Origin of the sequence: Actinomyces bouchesdurhonensis (genome assembly GCF_900128465.1) — a bacterium.
Classification (GTDB): domain Bacteria; phylum Actinomycetota; class Actinomycetes; order Actinomycetales; family Actinomycetaceae; genus Pauljensenia; species Pauljensenia bouchesdurhonensis.
Map to the genome: position 1 here is coordinate 532720 of NZ_LT635868.1, position 18222 is coordinate 550941.

At 63.1% G+C, this 18222-nt stretch carries 20 protein-coding genes and 1 pseudogene; 3 read left to right on the forward strand and 18 right to left on the reverse strand.

The genetic code is table 11. From position 1 onward, the window contains the following. Positions 1-2 precede the first annotated feature (2 nt). The 6 genes from ruvA to BQ7477_RS07305 all read right to left on the reverse strand — a co-directional run bounded on the left by ruvA (position 3) and on the right by BQ7477_RS07305 (position 4171). The gene (ruvA, locus tag BQ7477_RS07280) at positions 3-602 is read right to left on the reverse strand and encodes a Holliday junction branch migration protein RuvA (protein WP_073983378.1); all 600 of its coding nucleotides are present in this window, start codon (positions 600-602) and stop codon (positions 3-5) included. 58 nt (positions 603-660) lie between these two features. Further along, complete coding sequence (gene ruvC / locus BQ7477_RS07285) at positions 661-1290, reverse strand: crossover junction endodeoxyribonuclease RuvC (RefSeq protein ID WP_073983379.1); 630 nt, start codon at positions 1288-1290, stop codon at positions 661-663. After that, on the reverse strand, positions 1290-1883 hold the full coding sequence (pdxT, locus tag BQ7477_RS07290; RefSeq protein ID WP_073983380.1) for a pyridoxal 5'-phosphate synthase glutaminase subunit PdxT: 594 nt from the start codon (positions 1881-1883) through the stop codon (positions 1290-1292). Before pdxT ends, ruvC begins: the two co-directional genes overlap by 1 nt. Further along, positions 1877-2785 carry a pyridoxal 5'-phosphate synthase lyase subunit PdxS gene (pdxS, locus tag BQ7477_RS07295; RefSeq protein WP_390883761.1) on the reverse strand — a complete coding sequence of 303 codons (909 nt, stop codon included), beginning with the start codon at positions 2783-2785 and terminating at the stop codon, positions 1877-1879. The genes pdxT and pdxS overlap by 7 nt, the downstream gene beginning before the upstream one ends. After that, on the reverse strand, positions 2782-3543 hold the full coding sequence (locus BQ7477_RS07300; protein ID WP_073983382.1) for a YebC/PmpR family DNA-binding transcriptional regulator: 762 nt from the start codon (positions 3541-3543) through the stop codon (positions 2782-2784). The genes pdxS and BQ7477_RS07300 overlap by 4 nt, the downstream gene beginning before the upstream one ends. A gap of 145 nt (positions 3544-3688) precedes the next feature. Beyond that, on the reverse strand, positions 3689-4171 hold the full coding sequence (locus tag BQ7477_RS07305; RefSeq protein ID WP_073983383.1) for a SixA phosphatase family protein: 483 nt from the start codon (positions 4169-4171) through the stop codon (positions 3689-3691). A gap of 32 nt (positions 4172-4203) precedes the next feature. On the opposite strand from BQ7477_RS07305, the gene BQ7477_RS07310 reads away from it, so the two are divergent. Next, on the forward strand, positions 4204-4455 hold the full coding sequence (locus BQ7477_RS07310) for a hypothetical protein (RefSeq protein WP_073983384.1): 252 nt from the start codon (positions 4204-4206) through the stop codon (positions 4453-4455). On the opposite strand, the gene BQ7477_RS07315 is transcribed toward BQ7477_RS07310, so the two are convergent. From BQ7477_RS07315 to glgA, 9 genes and pseudogenes are all read right to left on the reverse strand, one after another. After that, a complete protein-coding gene (locus tag BQ7477_RS07315) occupies positions 4443-5048 on the reverse strand; it encodes a YebC/PmpR family DNA-binding transcriptional regulator (RefSeq protein ID WP_234968721.1) in 606 nt (201 codons plus the stop codon). The two genes, BQ7477_RS07310 and BQ7477_RS07315, sit on opposite strands and share 13 nt — an antisense overlap. Positions 5049-5310: 262 nt before the next feature. Beyond that, positions 5311-5595, reverse strand: a pseudogene (locus BQ7477_RS07320) (histidine phosphatase family protein); the annotation flags it as partial. Then, positions 5592-6437, reverse strand: coding sequence for a [protein-PII] uridylyltransferase family protein (locus BQ7477_RS12420; protein WP_234968722.1), 846 nt, complete (start codon positions 6435-6437; stop codon positions 5592-5594). The pseudogene BQ7477_RS07320 and the gene BQ7477_RS12420, both read right to left, overlap by 4 nt. Continuing rightward, positions 6346-8385, reverse strand: coding sequence for a bifunctional [glutamine synthetase] adenylyltransferase/[glutamine synthetase]-adenylyl-L-tyrosine phosphorylase (locus BQ7477_RS07325; protein WP_234968723.1), 2040 nt, complete (start codon positions 8383-8385; stop codon positions 6346-6348). Before BQ7477_RS07325 ends, BQ7477_RS12420 begins: the two co-directional genes overlap by 92 nt. Continuing rightward, a complete protein-coding gene (locus tag BQ7477_RS07330; RefSeq protein WP_073983385.1) occupies positions 8385-9725 on the reverse strand; it encodes a glutamine synthetase family protein in 1341 nt (446 codons plus the stop codon). The genes BQ7477_RS07325 and BQ7477_RS07330 overlap by 1 nt, the downstream gene beginning before the upstream one ends. A 68-nt stretch (positions 9726-9793) precedes the next feature. After that, positions 9794-10753, reverse strand: a complete 960-nt coding sequence (locus BQ7477_RS07335; RefSeq protein WP_073983386.1) for an SPFH domain-containing protein — start codon at positions 10751-10753, stop codon at positions 9794-9796. A gap of 40 nt (positions 10754-10793) precedes the next feature. Then, positions 10794-11258 carry an NfeD family protein gene (locus BQ7477_RS07340; RefSeq protein ID WP_073983387.1) on the reverse strand — a complete coding sequence of 155 codons (465 nt, stop codon included), beginning with the start codon at positions 11256-11258 and terminating at the stop codon, positions 10794-10796. Positions 11259-11268: 10 nt separating this feature from the next. Then, complete coding sequence (locus BQ7477_RS07345; RefSeq protein WP_073983388.1) at positions 11269-12057, reverse strand: ABC transporter ATP-binding protein; 789 nt, start codon at positions 12055-12057, stop codon at positions 11269-11271. Positions 12058-12093: 36 nt separating this feature from the next. Further along, positions 12094-13317, reverse strand: coding sequence for a glycogen synthase (gene glgA / locus BQ7477_RS07350; RefSeq protein WP_073983389.1), 1224 nt, complete (start codon positions 13315-13317; stop codon positions 12094-12096). Between the two features lie 169 nt (positions 13318-13486). On the opposite strand from glgA, the gene BQ7477_RS07355 reads away from it, so the two are divergent. Together BQ7477_RS07355 and serB are read left to right on the forward strand one after the other, a co-directional pair. Then, positions 13487-14722: a glucose-1-phosphate adenylyltransferase gene (locus BQ7477_RS07355; RefSeq protein WP_073983390.1), complete on the forward strand. Its 1236-nt coding sequence runs from the start codon at positions 13487-13489 to the stop codon at positions 14720-14722. 2 nt (positions 14723-14724) lie between these two features. Further along, on the forward strand, positions 14725-15420 hold the full coding sequence (serB, locus tag BQ7477_RS07360; protein ID WP_073983391.1) for a phosphoserine phosphatase SerB: 696 nt from the start codon (positions 14725-14727) through the stop codon (positions 15418-15420). Position 15421: 1 nt separating this feature from the next. Here serB and BQ7477_RS07365 read toward each other — a convergent pair whose 3' ends face one another. The 3 genes from BQ7477_RS07365 to BQ7477_RS07375 form a co-directional block, all read right to left on the reverse strand. Continuing rightward, complete coding sequence (locus BQ7477_RS07365; RefSeq protein WP_073983392.1) at positions 15422-15949, reverse strand: NUDIX hydrolase; 528 nt, start codon at positions 15947-15949, stop codon at positions 15422-15424. After that, complete coding sequence (locus BQ7477_RS07370; RefSeq protein ID WP_073983393.1) at positions 15946-16794, reverse strand: PrsW family intramembrane metalloprotease; 849 nt, start codon at positions 16792-16794, stop codon at positions 15946-15948. The genes BQ7477_RS07365 and BQ7477_RS07370 overlap by 4 nt, the downstream gene beginning before the upstream one ends. Positions 16795-16864: 70 nt before the next feature. Continuing rightward, on the reverse strand, positions 16865-18049 hold the full coding sequence (locus tag BQ7477_RS07375; protein ID WP_073983394.1) for a PrsW family intramembrane metalloprotease: 1185 nt from the start codon (positions 18047-18049) through the stop codon (positions 16865-16867). Positions 18050-18222 lie beyond the last annotated feature (173 nt).

The following is an 18222-nucleotide window of genomic DNA, read 5'->3' on the forward strand; positions in this document are numbered from 1 at the left end:
GCTCAGCCACGACCGCCTCCCAAGGCGACCAGCGCGGCACGCAGCATATCGGAGGCTCCCAGTCCGCTGCCCGCGAGTTTCTCGATGGCCTTGGCGGCCTGCGCCTCGGACCAGCCTAAGCCGACGAGGGCGGCGCTGACTTCGGTGGCGACCGCATCCTGACTGGGTGCGGGGGCGGGGGCTGCCTCGGGCAGACTCGCAGGAGTGCCCAGCTTGTCACCTATTTCGAGGGCCATGCGCTGGGCGGACTTCTTGCCGACTCCGGGGATGCGCTGGAGGGCTACCAGGTCCTGGTCTCGCACGGCGCGGCGCAGGTCGTCGGGGCGCAGGACGGCCAGAGCGGCCAGGGCGATCTTCGGGCCGATACCGGAGACGGACATCAGCGTCGTGAAGACGTCGCGCTCGTCCGCCGACTCGAAGCCGTACAGCGTCATCGAATCCTCGCGCACGATCATCGAGGTGTACACGGTGATCTCCTCATCGCGCGGGGCCGCCTGCGCGAAGGCGGGGGTCACGTGGACGCGGAAGCCGATGCCTCCCACCACGACATCGATATGGTCGAGTCCGACGCTCACGGCAATGCCGCGCAGAATCGAGATCACTGCGGTCCTTTCCCTGACGAATCACTCGGCGATTGCGCGAGCGAACATATGTACGATTCTAACCGCGACGCCGGCGCGGATCGACGGCACCTGTTCGGCGTTGCGCCGCCTGCGCCTCGGCCCACGCCCGCTGCGCCGGGGTCATAGACCCGCGCGACGTCAGGCGACCCGAGATCGAAATCGCGACCGCGGAATCCTCGGGCGCTCCCAGCAGGCCGGTCCCCCTCCATGCGTGCGTGATTGCGATCGCGAGCGCATCCGCGGCATCCGCGGGCTTGGGTGCCTTGGCGAGGCCAAGAATGCGAGCGACCATCGTCTGCACCTGGGCCTTGCCAGCGTTTCCGTTGCCGGATACAGCGGATTTGACTTCCGACGGTGTATGGACCGCCATCGGCAGGCCTGCTCGGCCCACGCACGTCATAGCCGCACCCATCACCTGCATGGTCGTCGTCACCGACTGTAGGTTGTCCTGCGCGAACACGCGCTCAATCGCGACGACCTCGGGCCGGTACTGCTCAATGACGGTGTCTATCGCGTCGGCGATAGTGCGCAGGCGAAAGTGCGTGGCCAGGTCCTTGTCGGTGCGCGCGACGCCCACGTAGACGAGGCTCGCGCGCCGCGACTCATCGACGTCGACGACACCGAGGCCGCAGCGCGTCAGGCCAGGGTCGATGCCCATCACGCGCATCAGGCGCGGGCCACCATGTCGACGAAGAGGCCGTGGATACGGTCGTCGCCACCTACCTCGGGGTGGAAAGACGTCGCCATGATGCGACCGCGGCGCACCGCGACGATCGGACCGTCAGCACTGTTACCGGCGCGCGCAATGACCTCGACTCCCTCGCCCACCGACTCAACCCATGGGGCACGGATAAAGACGGCGTGGAAGGGACCGCCCTGAAGACCAGTCACGTCCAGGTCCTCCTCGTAGGAGTCCACCTGGCGCCCAAAGGCGTTGCGGCGAACGACCATGTCAAGCGCGCCGAAGGAACGCTGGTCTTCGCGTCCGTCCAGAATGGTGGAAGCGAGCATGATCATGCCCGCGCACGTCCCGTAAACGGGCATTCCGGCCCTAATGCGCGCACCCAGCGCATCGAATAGGTCAAAAGAGAGCAGCAAATTCGACATGGTCGTCGATTCGCCGCCGGGGATGACCAGGCCATCGACTGCTTCGAGTTCACTCTGCCTGCGCACTAGCAGCACGCGGGCGCCGGAGTTTTCCAGCGCCCGCACGTGCTCTGCGACATCGCCCTGCAGGGCGAGAACGCCGATGGTCACCATCCGCGCTCCGCGAGGCGGTGATCGACCGGCAGGTCGTCGACGTTAATGCCGACCATGGCCTCACCCAGGCCGCGCGAGACCTCGGCGATGACGGACGGATCGTCGTAGAAGGTCGTGGCCTTGACGATGGCGGCAGCACGCTTGGCAGGGTCACCCGACTTAAAGATGCCCGAACCAACGAAGACGCCCTCAGCGCCCAGCTGCATCATCATGGCTGCGTCGGCGGGGGTGGCGATACCGCCAGCCGTGAAGAGCACGACGGGCAGACGTCCCTCGCGGGCGACCTCGGCGACGAGTTCGTATGGGGCCTGCAGTTCCTTGGCCGCGACGTAGAGTTCATCTTCGGGCAGGGAGGTCAGGTGACGGATCTCGTCGCGGATCTTGCGCATGTGCGTGGTCGCATTGGAGACGTCGCCGGTGCCGGCCTCGCCCTTCGAGCGGATCATGGCCGCGCCCTCGTTGATGCGGCGCAGGGCCTCACCGAGGTTAGTGGCACCACACACGAAGGGAACGGTGAAGTTCCACTTGTCGATGTGGTGACTGTAGTCAGCGGGAGTGAGAACCTCGGACTCGTCGATGTAGTCGACACCCAGGGACTGCAGGACTTGGGCCTCGACGAAGTGACCGATGCGGGCCTTGGCCATGACGGGGATCGACACGGCCTCGATGATGCCTTCGATCAGATCGGGGTCGGACATACGGGCCACGCCACCCTGCGCACGGATGTCGGCGGGGACGCGCTCAAGTGCCATGACGGCGACGGCACCAGCGTCCTCGGCGATCTTGGCTTGCTCGGGGGTGACGACGTCCATGATGACGCCGCCCTTGAGCATCTGTGCCATTCCACGCTTGACCTGCGGGGTACCGACCTCACGCTTCGGTGTGTTATCGCTCACGCTCACTCCTGTTCTTCTAGTTGGGCGCGGACCTCGTCGCTCAGCGACATGTTCGTGTAAATATTCTGCACATCGTCGGAGTCCTCGAGGACGTCGATAAGCTTGTTGACCTTGAGGGCAGCTTCAAGGTCGAGCTCTACCTCGGTGGAAGCGACGAACTGGACTTCGGCGGAATCGTAATCGATGCCGGCCTCCTGCAGGGCAGTGCGCACAGCGACGACGTCCTTAGGGTCGGACTCGATGATGAAAAGCTCGCCGGCGTCCTCGACTTCCTCGGCTCCGGCGTCGAGGACGGCCATCATGATGGCCTCCTCATCGACACCGTCGGCGGCAGGCACTTCGACGACACCGCGGCGGGAGAACAGGTAGGAAACCGAACCCGGATCGGCCAGCGAGCCGCCGTGGCGGGTGAAACCCAGGCGCACGTCGGAGGCGGCGCGATTACGATTATCCGTCAGGCATTCAACGAGGAACGCCACACCGCTCGGGCCGTAGCCCTCGTACATGATGGTCTCGTAGTTGGCGCCACCGGCCTCGGCACCGGAGCCACGCTTGACGGCGCGGTCGATGTTGTCGGCGGGAACTGAGTTCTTCTTTGCCTTCTGGATGGCGTCGTACAGCGTCGGGTTACCAGCGGGGTCGCCGCCGCCCGTGCGAGCTGCAACCTCGATGTTCTTGATGAGGCGCGCGAAGAGCTTGCCGCGCTTGGCGTCAATGGCGGCCTTCTTGTGCTTAGTGGTCGCCCACTTAGAGTGTCCCGACATCACTTCTCCCTGTTGGGTGGATAGATACCGGCACATTCTATCGCGTTGAGGGGAGCCTTCCAGGTGTGTGGCGCTCACGCGAACAAACGTAAAGACCGTCACAGGACGGCAACGAGGTCGTGGCCTTTCCCCAGGGGCATGTCGACTATCGGGTAGTCGGGGTGTAGAAGACCCGCATGGCGCACGTTCCGGGCGCGAGGTCCTCCCACGTGCCGTCGAACGTCAGCACGAGGGCAGTGGCGGTGGGCACTCCCCTGTCGGCTGCCCCTCGGTCCTCCTGGCGGGCGAGGATGTATCCGGCGTAGGAGATGACGGGTTCGTGCCCGACGATCAGGCCGGCCTGCCCGGTGAAGGTTCGGGCCAGCTCGATGATTTCTTCCTCGCCGCCGTCGTAGATGGAGCGGTCGTACCAGGCATCGTCGGCGCCCGCGCGCGTGAGGATCGCCGCGAAGGTTTCGCGGGCGCGCTGGGCGTCGGAGGAGACGGCGACGCTGAATGTGCCGACCTCGCGGGCGAGGGTCGCTCCGAGGCGCGCGGCCTGGTCGACGCCGGCCTCGGTGAGGGGGCGGGAGCGGTCGGGGTAGCTGTAGGCGGCCTGCGCGTGGCGAACGAGTACGAGGGTTGGCATACTTCCAAGCGTAACCGCATCGGGAGGACACCATGGCTCTGGGAGTCGAAAGCGCCTCGGGCATCTGCTCGGCGCGCGAATGTACGAACGCCGCGATCTATCGGATCGACTGGCGCAACCCGGCGATCCACCGCGCCCGCACGAAGACGTGGCTGGCGTGCGAGGAGCACCGCTCCTACCTGGAGGGCTACTTCACGTACCGGTCCTTCCCCTACGAGGTCTCAGAGTTCGTCGCCCCCACCGACGGACCGTCAGGCGAGGAGCGCCAGCCTCAGTCCCACTGATCGAGGGCACGGTCGTTCCAGGTCAGGGCGTGCAGGCCCTTGGCCAGCTCGGAGGCCGAGGCCGGGGCGAAGCCGGGAGCCCACTCGAAGATGGTCGTGCCCGTATTAGACANGTCGAGGACGGACATCATGATGGCCTCCTCATCGACACCGTCGGCGGCAGGCACTTCGACGACACCGCGGCGGGAGAACAGGTAGGAAACCGAACCCGGATCGGCAAGCGAGCCGCCGTGGCGGGTGAAACCCAGGCGCACGTCGGAGGCGGCGCGATTACGATTATCCGTCAGGCATTCAACGAGGAACGCCACACCGCTCGGGCCGTAGCCCTCGTACATGATGGTCTCGTAGTTGGCGCCACCGGCCTCGGCACCGGAGCCACGCTTGACGGCGCGGTCGATGTTGTCGGCGGGAACTGAGTTCTTCTTTGCCTTCTGGATGGCGTCGTACAGCGTCGGGTTACCAGCGGGGTCGCCGCCGCCCGTGCGAGCTGCAACCTCGATGTTCTTGATGAGGCGCGCGAAGAGCTTGCCGCGCTTGGCGTCAATGGCGGCCTTCTTGTGCTTAGTGGTCGCCCACTTAGAGTGTCCCGACATCACTTCTCCCTGTTGGGTGGATAGATACCGGCACATTCTATCGCGTTGAGGGGAGCCTTCCAGGTGTGTGGCGCTCACGCGAACAAACGTAAAGACCGTCACAGGACGGCAACGAGGTCGTGGCCTTTCCCCAGGGGCATGTCGACTATCGGGTAGTCGGGGTGTAGAAGACCCGCATGGCGCACGTTCCGGGCGCGAGGTCCTCCCACGTGCCGTCGAACGTCAGCACGAGGGCAGTGGCGGTGGGCACTCCCCTGTCGGCTGCCCCTCGGTCCTCCTGNCCCGAGCGCAGTTCGCGGATCCCCGGGCACACGAGCGGCGTGAGCCCGTAGCGCGCAGCCAGCGGCGCGGCCGTCAGGCGCGTACGATGCAGGCCAGACAAGGCGATGAGAGTAGGAGGAGCGGCAACCTCCACCTCCCACCGCTGTGCGAGGCGGCTTGCCTGAACCATGCCCTCGACGGTCAGGCCGAGGCCGGGGCGGACCGTGTCGAGGGCCCCCAGTCGATTTGCTGGGGTCTGTCCGTGCCGTACCAGCACAATCTTCACTGCTGCTCCCAGAAAGTTCGTTCCATCACGTCGCGCGCTTGTCGTGCACCACGCAACCAGTCCTCTTCGAGGGCGGTCAGCCCGCCACTCCCGTATCCGAGGATAGCGGCAAGCGCACCCAGCTCCGCGCTGTCACGAGGCAAAACGTCAAGCTTCACACCGCTCATACGCCCACTCGCCAAGGTGTTACCCGCGCGGATGCGAGCGGCAAGATCCCAGGCGTTTAGGAGGATGTCAGCGTCACTGGCGGCCAGGAGTCCCTCGTCTCGGGCCGCAACGATGGCTCTGATCGTCGAAGGGGTTCGCAGGGCCGCAACATCGCGCCCAAAGCGCATCTGAATCAGCTGGATCGTCCACTCGACATCGGAGAGGCCACCGGGGCCGAGCTTAACGTGTCGGGCAGGCTCGCTGCCGCGCGGCAGGCGTTCGTTCTCCATCCGGGCCTTCAGCAGACGAATGTCACGCACCTCAGCCTCGCTCACCTCCCGGTAGGCCATAGACTCGAAAAGGGCGCGGGCACGCTCGTCCAGCTCACTGTCACCAATGGGACGTGCGCGCACAGCCGCCTGGCGCTCCCACGTGGACGCCCAACGCGCGGCGTATTCCTCGTGGGATTCTAACGTGCGGCTCATCGGACCGTTCTTACCCTCGGGGCGCAGGTCCAAGTCAACGACGATGCCGAGCTGACTGGTCGCAGATCCGAGTAAGTTCTTCACACGGTTCACAATGACAGTGGCGCTGGCCGCGGCCTCAGAGTCGGAGGCGCCGCCGACCGCCTCGTGCACAGCGATGACGTCTGCGTCGGAGGCATAGGAGCATTCGCGACCACCGTATCGCCCCATCGCGACGAAGACGACTCTGGCCCGCGTGCTCCCCCAGCGCTTGGCATCCTCCCGCNGCGGCGTCCGCCGCATCGTCGTGGCGGTCAATGAGCGCACCGACCTCTCGCTCGAGCCGTTCCCGTGGGCGCGGCGCTAGCTCCGCATCATCGTCCAACCAGGCGACAGCCTCGGGACGCTTAGAGAGGGCATCGGCAATCCAACGGGAGTTCGGCAGCATCGTCATCAGCCTGCGGGCAGCCACGCCGGAGTCGCGCAGAAGCGCCAGATACCAGTGCGATTCTCCGATGTTTTCAGAGAGGATACGGAAATTCAGCAGGCCCATATCGGGGTCCGCGCCGTCCGCCAGCCACGAGATGAACACAGGTAACAAATGACGTTGAATGGCGGCACGGCGACTCGTTCCTCGCGTGAGCGCACCGATGTGTGTGAGGGCACCGACAGGGTCGCGGTAGCCGATGGCGGCCAGGCGATCGCGCGCGCCATCGGCATGCAGGGAGGCCTCGTCGTCGCGAAGCGACGCGGTGGCGGCAACAATCGGACGGTAGAAAACATCCTCGTGCAAGGCACGGACACGCGAGCGCACGTCGTCAATGGCCACTCGAATCGAATCGGCATCCGGATAACGCACCGGATCCATGGCGCGCCCGAGAATACGCAGGTCGCGGTCCCTGTCAGGAATCAGGTGGTTGCGGTGCATGCGTGGCAGCTGCGTGCGATGCTCGAAGGCGCGCAGGAAGCGGTAGCAGGAGGACAGCTGGTCAGCGTCGGAACGAGCGATGTAGCCGCCCTCACGCAGCGCTTCGATAGCTTCCAGCGTCGAGCGTACGCGCAAGAAGGCGTCGGTGCGCCCGTGGACCAGCTGCAGGAGCTGCACGGTAAACTCGACGTCGCGTAGTCCACCCCGGCCTAGTTTGAGTTCACGTGAGGCATGGGTGCGCGAAATGTTGTCCTCGACGCGACGACGCATCGCACGCGCTGCCTCGACGAAACCGTCCCTGCCCGACGCGCTCCACACGTAAGGCTGAGCGGCCTCCTCGAACGACCGACCAAGCTTCACATCACCCGCACAGGCGCGCGCTTTGAGCAGCGCCTGGAACTCCCACGTCTGCGCCCACTTATCCCAGTACTGGTGATAGGACTCGATTGTGCGCACCAGAACACCGTTACGTCCCTCGGGTCGCAGATTCACGTCGATCGTCCACAGAGGAGCTTCGTTGCCGGGACCCGAGCAGGCCGAGGCCGCGCTCGAAGCCAGACGAGTGGCTACCTCGAGGGCAGCTCGTTCGTCACCATCGGCCCCCGCTTCGGCAACGTAGACGACGTCCACGTCCGAGATGTAGTTGAGTTCGCGCGCACCCGTCTTCCCCATCGCGATGACCGCGAATGGCACCAACCCCTCCGGGTCGATGTCGCGCCGAGCCAGAGCGAGCGCCGCGTCGAGTGTGGCATCCACCAGGTCGGAGAGACGCCTTCCCACGCTCGGCATCACTTCCTGCGGGTCACCACTGGTCAAGTCATCTGCGGCAATGGCAAGGAGCACCCGACGATAAGCGGCGCGAAGGTCGTCGGAGCTGGCTGCCGGATCCGCGACCCACGCGCCCGTACCGACCGCGTGGGCCCCCACTGCCTCGTACAAGACATCCCGGGCCGCGCCCGGATCCTCGTTGATGGACGCCGCGCGCGCGGGCTGTGCGATCACGTAATCACCGAGCCACCCGCTGCCGCCCATGATCGCGCACAAGCGCTTCCTTGCCCGTTCATCTCGCGTCAAAGAATCGACGAGGCCGGGGTCCGCCTCACGCAGGCGAACAACCTGAAGCAACGCCTGGTCAGGGTCAGCCGATGCGCTCAGATCCCCCACCCACAATTCGCCCCTCGGCAGCTCGTCAAGAAATGACTGGGTGCGCCTCGCGTCAAGGAATCCGGCAAGCCGCAGATCGTCGGGCATCACCGGGGCACAACCTTCAGGAATTGCTCAAGCTCCTGGCGCGTAATCTGCTGACGATACTCCGTCCATTCCTTACGTTTGTTACGGATGACATAGTCAAAAACCTGCTCACCGAGCGTAGAAGCCACCAGCTCCGACTTCTTCATCGCCCGAACAGCATCCGACAACGACGCGGGCAACGCGTGGATACCCATGACTTGACGCTCACGATCAGACAGATCCCACACATTGTCCTCGGCCTCGGGCATAAGATCCATCTTCTTCTCAATGCCATCCAAACCTGCCGCAATCATCACGGCGAAAGCCAAATAGGGGTTGGCGCTCGGGTCGGGAGCACGATACTCAATACGAGCGGACGCGCTCTTCTTCGGCTTGTACAGGGGCACACGCACCAGCGCCGAACGATTCAAGTGTCCCCAACACACATAGGAAGGAGCCTCTCCCCCACCCCACAGTCGCTTGTAAGAGTTCACGTGCTGATTCGTAACCGCCGCAATCTCTTCGGCATGCGCGAGCAGACCCGCAATGAACCGTCTCCCCGTCTCCGACAGCCGATACTGACCCGACGGCGAAAAGAACGCATTCTCCTCGCCCTCAAAAAGCGAGACATGCGTGTGCATGCCCGACCCCGGGTGCTCGATGAAAGGCTTGGGCATGAATGTGGCGACCAGATCCTCACGCAGGGCCACCTCCTCAATGACGGTACGCGCCGTCATGATATTGTCAGCCGCGCGCACCGGATCAACGGCACGCAAATCGATCTCGTTTTGGCCGGGCCCTCCCTCGTGGTGTGAAAACTCGACGGGGATCCCCATGTCCTCCAGCATGCCCACGGCGCGCCGCCTGAAATCGTTCGAATCCCCGCGCGCAACATGATCGAAGTAACCAGCCTGGTCCACCGGAATCATCCGCTCGGGAGTAACTGGCTGACGCAACAGATAAAACTCAATCTCCGGGTGCATCATGACGCGGAAGCCCGCGTCAGCCGCGCGTTCGACGACGCGCTCAAGGACGCCGCGAGGGTCGGAAGGGGCGTGACGACCGTCCGGCATGAGCACGTCGCAGAACATGCTCGCCACAGGATCCTCGTGAGAACGCCACGGCAACAGCTGGAAGGTCGAAGCGTCGGGCATCAGGAGCATGTCGGACTCGAACACTCGCGTAAGGCCCTCGACGGCTGAGCCGTCGAAACCAATCCCCTCGCTAAAGGCATCCTCCAGCTCACCCGGATCGATCGAAATCGACTTCAAGACACCAGCGACATCCGTGAACCAGAGACGAATGAAACGGATATTCTTCTGCGCAACCTCGCGCAGCACGTATTCCTGATGAGAATCCACCGTAACCCTCCCGTTTAATAGACCACGGGCCGACCGCGGACTGCGGTCGGCCCGGCGTGGCTTCCAGTCTACTTGCCCAGGTTGAAACCCTTCGAGATGGATTCCAGTGCGCCAGTCAGATCGGATGGCAGCATCCACAGCTTAGATGCCTGGCCGTCGGCAATCTTCGGCAACATCTCAAGATACTTGTAGGAGAGCAGCTCCGGCGTCGCCTTGCCCGCGTTGATCGCGGCGAAGACCGTCTGGATGGCCTCAGCCTCACCCTGAGCGCGCAAGATCTGGGCCTGGCGCGCACCCTCAGCCTGGAGAATCAAGGCCTCCTTCTGACCCCTAGCCTGCAGAACCTGCGCCTCCTGCTGGGCGGACGCAGCTAGGACAGCAGCCTGCTTGGCGCCCTCGGCCTTCTTGATCTGCGACTCACGCTCGGCCTCGGCCGTCAGAATCGTCGCACGCTTCGTACGCTCTGCCGTGATTTGCTGTTCCATGGCAGCCAACACTCGCGGCGGCGGCTCAATGGACTTCAGTTCCACGCGGGTCACGCGAATGCCCCACGGTCCCGTGGCCTCGTCGAGAACTCCGCGCAGCTGCTTGTTGATCGACTCACGCGAAGTCTGTGTCTGCTCCAGATCAAGGGAACCGATCAGGTTACGCAGGGTCGTGGCCGTCAGCTGTTCGATCGCCTGGAGGAAATTCGCTACCTCATAGGTCGCACCGCGCGGGTCAGTGATCTGGAAGTAGATCACCGAATCGATTGAGACCATGGCCTGGTCGGCTGTGATCACGGGCTGGGGCGGAAAGTTCGCGACCTGCTCACGCAGGTCGACATTCGCGGCAACACGATCCACAAAGGGAACCAGGAGATGAAAGCCGCCACGGAGAATCGACTGGTAACGGCCCAGCCGTTCAATCACGAATGCGCGCGACTGCGGAACGATCCTCACCGCCCGCACAAGCGCCACGACGACGAAGACGATCACCGCGAAAATAACAACCAGCGCGATGTTAGCGACAAGTTCACCAGAATTCATCGCATCTTTCCTTTCTTAGTAGAAGACTAACGAACACGCGTCAGGAGACGTGACCGGCGTAAGGATTCGTCGGACCGCCCGTGGGATTTAGCGCGCTAACCACTGCAGTGGCACCGTCGATACGCTCAACGCACACCTCGACACCCACCGGAATTGACGGACCCTCCGTCCGGGCACTCCACTCCCCACCAGAGAACTGAATGCGCCCGTTACGCTCGCCAACGATCTCTGTCACGTAACCTGTCCGACCGATCAACGCGTCCGCATTCGTTCGCACATCGGGCGTCGAGCGTTCCACGCGGCCCTTGAGGAAGGGACGCACCACGAAAAGGAGAGCAACCGCGACGACCACAAAAATGATCATCTGCACCGCAAGGCTAGCTCCCAGCGCACCGGCAATCCCGGCCGCCAGCGCGCCGATCGCAAGCATGAGGAAGACGAAACTGACCGCCATCACCTCGACGATGCCGCACACAAGGGCAGCGAGTATCCACATCCACCACATGGCCACACTCCTATTCGGTGACGCCGCGCGCCCACCAGCGCCCGTCCGTGCGTCCGGCAAGCAGGGGCATGCCATAGACTTCAGAAAGATTGACACCCGTCAGAACGTCCTCGATGGGACCCTGGTGGGCGATCGTCCCCTTCAACATGATCGCGCAGTGCGTCGCGCCGTCGGGAATCTCCTCGATCTGGTGAGTCACGAGAATAATTTGCGGGGACTTCGAACCCTTCATGATCTCGGACAGTGCCGTGATGAGCAGCTCGCGGGCCCCCAGGTCAAGCCCGGACGTCGGCTCGTCGAGAATGAGCACCTCCGGGTCTGTCATGAGCGCGCGGGCCAGCATCACCCGCTGCGCTTCGCCCTCGGAGAGCGTGGAAAACTCGTGCTCTGCGAGGTGATCGATGCCGAAGATCTCCATGAGCGCACGTGCGCGCTCATCGTCGACCTGCTCATATTCTTCGTCGTGTGCGACAGCGAGGCCCCAGGCCGCGCTGCGCACGGTGTCCAACACCGACTGCGTGGGAACGATTTTCGCTGCCACGGCTGCCGAAGCCAATCCGACTCGTGTCGCCGCCTCAGCAGGATCCACTTGAGCGAGATCCGTCTCGGACAGGGCTACCTCACCCGCATCGGGGGCAACCCGACCGGAAGCGACGCGCGCGAGCGTCGTCTTACCCGCACCGTTAGGACCAACGATAACCCAGTGCTGGCGCGGACGTGTTGACCACGAGACGTCGGATAGTACCTGAGTGTCTCCTCGCTGGAGAGACACGTGAGAGAGATTCAGGACGTAAGTCATGCATCAAGCCTAGTCGTGTTGGACACCGAGCGCGCCTCAGACGAGCGAGCGGTACAGCTCGGCGGTCTTGACGCCGATCGCTTGCCAAGAGAAGTGCTCGCGAGCACGCACGAGTCCTGCCTCGCCCATGCGGCGACCAAGCTCGGGGTCGTCCAGCACGCGGATGAGGCGGTCGGCCATGTCACGCTCGAAGGTCTCGGGGTCAAGCGGCGTGCCGGTACCGTCCTGCATCTGCTCGATAGGAACGAGGTAGCCAGTCTTTCCGTCGACGATAACGTCGGGGATACCGCCGGTCGCAGTGCCAACGACGGGCAGGCCAAGCGCCATCGCCTCGAGGTTGACAATACCAAGAGGCTCGTAGACGGAGGGGGTGATAAAAACCTGGGCGGCTGACAGGATGGCAGCAACCTCGGGCTGCGGGAGCATCTCGGAGATGAGCACGACACCGGAGCGCGTGGCACGCAGCTCGGCGACGAGGCCCTCAACTTCCGCGGCGATCTCGGGGGTGTCCGGGGCGCCGGCGCACAGGACCAGCTGGACATCGTCTGGAAGCAGGCGGGCGGCGCGCAGGAAGTAAGGCAGACCCTTCTGACGCGTGATACGACCGACGAAGACCACTGTGCGGCGCGTCGGGTCGATGCCATGCTCGGTCAGAACGCGCGAACGCAGCTCTTCCCCGGCCTCGCCAACCGGCGCGTGCCACTTACTCAGGTCAATACCGTTGTGGATGACGTGAACGCGGGCTGGGTCGACGCTCGGGTAGCAGCGCAGGATGTCCTCTCGCATACCATTGGAAACAGCAACGATAGCGGCGGCAGCCTCGTAAGCAGTCTTTTCCACGTAGGAGGACAGGCGGTACCCGCCGCCGAGCTGCTCAGCCTTCCAGGGGCGCAGCGGCTCCAGTGAGTGCGCAGAAACGACGTGAGGAATGTCGCCCAGAAGCGAAGCGACATGGCCCGCGAAGTTGGCGTACCACGTGTGCGAGTGCACCAGGTCCGAACCTTCGCACGCAGCTGCGATCTCAAGATCGACGCCGAGGGTACGCAACGCTGCGTTCGCCCCATCCAGCTGCGGCAGATCCGCATGGCCGGTGACCCCCGGGTCTGCACCATCGGTCCCCGGGGCGCGGGGGCCGTCAAATGCCTGCACTCGCAGGTCATCGACGAGTCCGCGCAGTACCTTAGCCAATTCGAGAACATGGACACCCGCTCCGCCGTACACGTGAGGCGGGTATTCGCGGGTAAGTAGATCGACGCGCATGATGTGGTCCTTCCGACAGTAGCGACGCGTGTAACACATAGTATCGGAAATCACCGCGACCGAAATTGAAACGAGACGGTGTAGCAATCCATAGACATTTGTAATACAGTGTGACTACACCCACGGTCTGCGGCGATGCAGGCCACGTCGACCAACGAAGAGGTGCCGTATGGCAAAGAACCACGTTCTGGCAATCGTTCTTGCGGGCGGTGAGGGTAAGCGTCTGATGCCGCTGACGGCAGATCGCGCGAAACCGGCCGTTCCATTTGGAGGTCATTTCCGTCTGATCGATTTCGCCCTGTCGAACATCGTCAACTCCGGATACCTCAAGATCGTTGTCCTGACCCAGTACAAGTCCCACTCTCTCGACCGCCATATCTCGACGACCTGGTACACCTCTCCCCTGCTCGGCGACTTCATTTCTCCCGTTCCCGCTCAGCAGCGACGTGGGCCGCACTGGTATCTGGGCAGTGCGGATGCGATTTACCAGTCGCTGAACATCGTGGACGATGAGCAGCCCGACTATATCGTCATCATCGGAGCGGACAACATCTACCGCATGGACTTCTCTCAGATGGTCCAGCACCATATCGACTCTGGCCTGCCGGCTACAGTCGCGGGCATCCGCCAGCCGATTGAACTTGCTCCCGCGTTGGGCGTCATCGACGGTGAAGGCGGAGTCGTCAAGAATTTCCTCGAGAAGCCCAAGCATGCCGAAGGTCTGCCGGATGACCCCACAAAGGTGCTCGCGTCGATGGGTAACTACGTGTTTACCACGAAGGACCTGGTGAACGCGCTGCGCGAGGACGCCCAGGACCCCGACTCGAAACACGACATGGGTGGCAACATCATCCCGTGGTTCGTCTCGCGCGGCGAGTGCGGCGTCTACGACTTCCAGGACAACGACGTGCCAGGTTCGACCGACCGCGACCGCGACTACTGGCGCGACGTTGGCACACTGGACGCCTACTACGAGGCGAACATGGACCTGATCTCGGTGCACCCGGTGTTCAACCTGTACAACCGCAGGTGGCCGACGATGACAATGATCGACGGCTCGCTGCCGCCGGCTAAGTTCGTCTACGGCGACCAGGATCGTATGGGTCACGCAATGGATTCTTTTGTTTCGCCCGGCGTGATCGTCTCGGGCGGCGAGATCGTGCGCTCGATTATTTCCCCGAACACCTACATCCACTCGTGGGCGCAGCTCTCGGATTCGGTCGTGATGCATGGCACGCGCGTGGGTCGACATTCGAAGGTTGTCAAGGCGATTCTGGACAAGAACGTCGTTGTCGAGGAAGGTGCCGTCGTTGGTGTTGACCTCGAGCATGACGTTGAGCGCGGCTTCACGGTCACTGAGTCTGGTATCACAGTCGTCCCCAAGGGGACGGTCGTTCGCAAGTGAGCGTGACTCGCCTTCTTGACGAGCCGGGTGTTCCGTTGCTGTCACGCAGTGGGGCACCCGGCCTCGTCGTTACCGATGTCGATTCGACATTGATTACTCAGGAAGTCATTGAGGAGCTGGCAGACGCCGCTGGCACGCGCGAGCGAGTCGCCGAGATTACTGCGCGCGCCATGAACGGCGAACTTGACTTCGCCCAGTCGCTGCGTAAGCGCGTCGCGACCCTCGCGGGTGTTCCAACCACGGTTTTTACCCAGGTTCTGGCGCAAATCACGCCGACGCCAGGGGCGCGCGAATTGATTAACGCCGTGCATGGCGCGGGCGGAAAATTCGGCGTCGTCTCCGGCGGCTTCGAAGAGGTAGTCGCGCCTCTCGCCGCTTCGCTCGGCATCGACTTCTACGCCGCTAACCGTTTAGAAGCGATCGACGGTGTCTTGACGGGCCGCGTTCTCGGGCGCATCGTCACCGCCCAGGTCAAGGTGGAGTGCCTACGTCAGTGGGCCTCGTCCCTCGGTGTCCCCCGTGAGCGCACGGTTGCGATCGGCGATGGGGCCAACGACATCCCCATGATGAACGAGGCCGGTGTCGGTATCGCGTTTTGCGCGAAACCAGCAGTACGCGAGCAGGTCGGCGTCCAACTCAACGTACCTGACCTGTCTCTGACGATCGCCCCACTAGGCATGTCCACCGCCTCACAATAGCCTACGGTTCGCGGGCATCGGTCAGCTCGAGGAGTTCGCCGTCCCATCCGCGCTTCCATTGCCTGGCGCAGTCGAGGATGCACGCAGGGTAGACGTCGCCGTCAATGCTGGCTGCCGCCTCGTCAATGTCCCACCACTTTTGCGCGTCGATAACTGAGCGTTCGAGATCAGTCCACCCGTTAGCGTTCAGGGTTGTTGAGGGAGCACGAGCGATAAAGAACCATTCATCCTGACGCGCGGTGACGGCCAGGAAATCAAACTGGGCACGGCGATACAGAACAGGACCGAGAAGATCATCCACATCCAGGCGTAAGCCGGTTTCCTCATAGACCTCACGGACGGCGGCCTCGCGGGGTTCCTCACCCGCCTCAATACCTCCTCCGATCGTGAACCACCATGAGCGTTCAGGCTGGTCCTCGTCATGTCCCTTCGCCAGCAGCACCCTGCCCTCACCGTCGAATAACAGGACGCGGGCAGCTTCCCGGTGAGGGTAGCCGTCCGCGTCCACTGGCCAATCGAGTGCGCTCATGCCTCCACAATAGTTCGTCGGCGTCGCATTCCCCAGACGAGAAGTACCACGCCGAGGATGAGCACAGGCAATTCGACGCAGCCGTAGACGAGGTTCCAGTTCTCATCCGGGGCAAGGAAACCCACCGCATTAGCCTGTGAGTGAGCCAGGACGGCCACCAAATACCCTCCGATTCCAACGAGAACGCCAGAGAGGACGTTTCGCCGGCGCAACGAAGCCCACGCAAGTGCCCAGCCAAGAATTCCCGCGTAAACGGCGTGTCCGTACCCTCCGAGGAGAGCGCGAGCAAGGAAGGACTCCCACAACCCGCTCATGCCCTGGTCAAGAGCACTCACGTAGTAGCCAATATCCTCTCCCCATGCGAAACCGGCGCCAACGAGCGCTCCGAACACCGCACCTTGTGCAGGGTGCTCCAAGAGACGACGGACAGCGAGGATGATGATGAGCACACCGATGCCTTTCGCCGCTTCCTCGACGAGGGGTCCAGTCACAACAGATGTCACAACGTCAGCGGCATCCTCGCCCAGCGACGTGGCCTCCACAGCCGCGTCGATCATTCCGTTTCCGATGCCGGCAATAATGAGTGCACCACCGCTGCCCCAACTGAACGCCGCGATCCACGAAGAGACCGATGGAGTGAAGCGTGCCAGCCACGCGAGGAACAGGATGCAGACGAGAGCGCTCGTGCACGAAGCGCCCACGGCGAGGCCCGCCGTGGAGGCGACCGCGCCATAGACGCCGCCTACCACTTCATGGGCAGCTGCTAGAACATTCACACTGATGAACAGAATCGAACACACGGTCAGCTTCCGCGAAGTGACGCGGGATGACAAAGCATGAGTCACAGGGTTTCCTTTCTGTTGGCACCAGTATGACCCATTACTCTATGAATGCGCTGTGAGGGCACCATGCCAGCTAGCGGACGCGCACGCCCATGAGCCGCTGGAAGACGGCACGATGCTCGGTCGCCTGCTGAACTGTCTCCCTTGTTGCGTCGATTCGTTTGGCTTCGGACCCTCGCACGTTCATGATGAACTGGTTGAGACCGAGGGAGGCGAGGGAACGCATAAACTCCTTCATCGCACGCTTCGCTGTCGGACCACCGCGAGAAACCCATGCCAGAGCAGCACGACGCGAGGATGACTCACAGGTCATCTGAACCTCGCTGGGAATGATCCACCCCTGCCGAACGTAGGGCATCAGGCCGGCTGCAGCGTCACGCCTCTCGCGTTTGAGCGCCGATGCGACGAACCAAAGCCACGCGCAAAACAGTGGAATCTGAATAACTCCATAGAGGACAAACCACTGTCCATCGGAGGATACGATCGCCGCGGAGCCGTTCCACGTGCCATGCATGGTCACTCCGATCAGGTAACCAAGCGTCACGACACCGCATCCGACGCCCAGCGAGCGCGTACGCGTGACAGCCCATCCGATTGCCCAACCCGTACAGCTCGTGTACATGACGTGCCCAAAAACACCGAGGAAAACACGGATGAAATAAGTTTGTGGGAGCGTACCGTTGAATGTTGAGTTCACAAAGTAGGTGAAGTCCTCGACGACGAGGAAGCCAGCCGCAGAAAATCCACCGTAGACCAAACCATCGACGGGCGAAGAAACGTTGTTACGCCGAAGCATGACGATGGCGATGACACCGAGGGCTTTCAGAAGTTCCTCACCCAGGGGAGCGCCAACCACGGAGCGGAAGACGGCACCCGCGGTGTCGCTGCCCGACAAGTTAGCGAAAGACATAAAGGACAGCTCATTAAACATGCCCGCAAAAAAGACAGCAACGCCCCCGCCCCACAGGAACGCGGCGATTTTCGTCCACCACGGTTCGGGCTCAAAACGGTCGATGAACTGCAGGAAAGAGATGACGATAGAGAGCGGAACGATACACATGATCGCCAGGAAGACGGTTAGAACCGGGCCGCTGGCCACCATGAAACCGAAGACACCGAGAAGCATGAGGGCCGCTCCCGCACCGATCACAACCGCTTCGAAGACGGGCACCGGTTGACGCTTGAGCGTCGGCACGGACCAGACCTGAGCCGCCTGCGGCGCAGCCTGCGGGTACTGAACGGCGCCAGGTCCGGGCATTGCTGGAGCTGCGTGCACAAATGAACGGAAGCTCGGGGTAAATTGCCCGGGGGCGGGCGCGCCTGTTAGATTTCCCGCTCCGTTGAAGGGGTGCGCTTGGGCAATTCTTTCGGCACTGTTGTGCCCCGACGCGGCGTAACGGTTCCCCGCTGGGGTCTGATGTGGGATCTGCG